Source organism: Peribacillus sp. FW305-BF15 (assembly GCF_058783805.1).
On record NZ_JBYSYV010000060.1, the window covers coordinates 1 to 2,375 of the forward strand.

Consider the following 2,375-nt stretch of genomic DNA (forward strand, 5'->3'; position numbering starts at 1 on the left):
CGAAGGTTGGCTGGTTTCTTGCGCTTATTTTCTTCGTAAACAGCTTGATTGTGTTCTTTTCGCTCTAACCAAATCTGTAAAGTTAAACAAGTTAGATAGCAATATTGAGAAAAACTGCGTATTTAAGAGATAAGTGTTTGTTTATTGAGGGAGATTAGTTGAATAACAATTGAGCTATTAAACCTCAAATACTGGACTATTTTTCTTAAAATTAAGAAAGATAAATTTTGAGTTGAGTTTTATGAAAAGGCTATATATATTGATTGTTACCATTCCGATGTTGTTTTTTTGTTCAATTCAAGGATACGCACAACCTAAAGAATGTCCTGTGTTAAGTCAATTAGAGAAAAGATCGATTAAGGATAAAAAAGAGGTAATAAAAGCGTTAAATACTTTAATACCAAAAACTTATGGAACTGGAATAGATGATTGGATTGTGTATTGGTCATCTAGGCGGAGGAATTTGAATACCTTTATGACCTATGTTTTAAAACATTTAAAATAAAATACCAAAAGTGAGTGAAATTTCATGGGCAAAAGAGTCTTTATTTCTATATTTATCGCTGCAATTCTTTCCGTTGTTATTTGTTCCATACTTCGTGCCAATGGCATTCACAATTTTCATAGTGAAAATTCAACTGTTCAAGCATTAATATATTTGGTCATTTGTTTATTGATTTTCTTTGTTTTTAAAAAGAAGTCTGAAAGATAAGACTTATACACTTGTCAAAATCTTGTTCAACTAACGGGTACATTACTTGAATATCCTACTGGATTGAAAGAAATTCTCAATAAGGAGAATTTCTTTATTTTGGTATTATTCTATCCAATATCCATTTCAATTTCTCTTTCTCTTCTTAAGATACTTATCTCAATTCATCCCAATATAAAAAGACATACTCTGGTTCATGCTCTTTTTTCAACTCATCAACACTTGCTATTATTTCTAAAGTTTTCTTTTTATTCGTACGTAAAGTATTACTAGCGTTCTGTTTTAAACCCTTTTCATCCATGATATACACACTCCTTTTTAGCATAGTTTGTGTCCTGCCCCTCTTCTTATTCTTGTTTTTGCAAGGAATGTAATCAGTTGAAATATTCAATAAAAGAAGGAAAATGGAATGTATTATGAAAAATCAGCTTACATAGTTCACTCTAATATATGTCTTATGCTGCTTTGTTCATTTCACACGTGCAAATAGAGGCTAAAGGAAACAAACATTAAAAAGATTCTTGTTTGTATAAGAGAACATATTGTGAAACATTTCACTTAAAGTAACGGGGAGGTTAGTTATGTTGAATTAAATGCTTTAGCCGCCATTTTGTTTGGCGGTTTTCTGTTGCCAATAAAAAAATATTTTTTGTAACAAAATTGACTTGAATCGGATATATAGACGAAAGGAGGAAAAGGCTTGGGAGAACTAGATGAAATTTATAGCAATTATGCTGAAGAAGTTGTTAAATATCTAATGTGTCTTTGTCATAACTCAGATTTATCAGAAGAACTAACACAAGAAACCTTCTATCAAGCTGTAAAATCCATTGATAGATATAATGGTGAATGTAAAATGTCAGTTTGGCTTTGTCAAATAGCGAAGCACTCCTATTATAAGCATCTTGAACGTAATAAGAAACAACAAAGACATATGCTTCAAGATGACGCAATGCATACTTCTCCTGAAGCTGAACTTATTTATTCGGAAGACAAAATTGCCCACAACAGAAGTGACTGAAAAAGAAGAAAAACAACTTCTTGCCATTTTTAAAAAGTATAATAAAAAACTTAATTTGTTAGCTGTTTTACCAGTAGCAGATATAGAAGATTGGTTGCAAGAAAATGCTTCTGTAAAACAGAAACCTACAACGATCTATCCTATTGGGTACAATAAAGCTGCCATCGTCATTAAGAACGAGGGGATACTTAGGAAGAATGAGCCTATTACCCCTAGTGGTTATGATTTAGGAACTGTTGTTAATTGGTGATGTCTCTCAATAGTCTGTTCGTACGAATTTTTATATTCATATTGAATGATCCATCGATTATTTTAGTGCGTCCCAGTAGATTAATTTAAAGATGAAACACGTAGGGTGTTTTTTTTGTATTCATTAACAAGATGGTTTCAAGAGGAAAGTGTTATTAGAGATTCTTATTTTACGGATTAAATGTTGACACTAAAGAAAAATAGCAGTATGATAATGAAGTCGCCTAATTAATGAGCGATTTAAAAAAAGAAATACTTCGTAGAAGTTGACAACTATTCAACGTTATGTTACGATGAATTAGTTGAAAAAAACTACAACAAATTGCTCTTTGAAAACTGAACAAAACAAAGCGCCAACGTTAAATTTTAAGTGAGCACACACTATCAAAAAAG

Annotated in this window: 3 protein-coding genes; 2 read left to right on the plus strand and 1 reads right to left on the minus strand. The window is 31.2% G+C overall.

The annotated features are described in order from the left end of the window. Positions 1-866: 866 nt before the first annotated feature. Positions 867-1,013: a hypothetical protein gene (locus AC3WLU_RS26655; protein WP_156404311.1), complete on the minus strand. Its 147-nt coding sequence runs from the start codon at positions 1,011-1,013 to the stop codon at positions 867-869. Between the two features lie 399 nt (positions 1,014-1,412). Between AC3WLU_RS26655 and AC3WLU_RS26660 the strand changes: the two genes are divergently transcribed. Together AC3WLU_RS26660 and AC3WLU_RS26665 are read left to right on the plus strand one after the other, a co-directional pair. Then, entirely contained in the window at positions 1,413-1,733 is a 321-nt protein-coding gene (locus tag AC3WLU_RS26660) for an RNA polymerase sigma factor (RefSeq protein WP_413005483.1), read from the plus strand. After that, on the plus strand, positions 1,711-1,983 hold the full coding sequence (locus AC3WLU_RS26665; RefSeq protein WP_492598219.1) for a hypothetical protein: 273 nt from the start codon (positions 1,711-1,713) through the stop codon (positions 1,981-1,983). Before AC3WLU_RS26660 ends, AC3WLU_RS26665 begins: the two co-directional genes overlap by 23 nt. The last annotated feature ends 392 nt before the right edge of the window (positions 1,984-2,375 follow it).

What these genes read in the sequence shown, in the direction of transcription:
- AC3WLU_RS26655 (WP_156404311.1), bottom strand. Translation starts at nt 1,013, where the DNA reads ATGGATGAAAAGGGTTTAAAACAGAACGCTAGTAATACTTTACGTACG.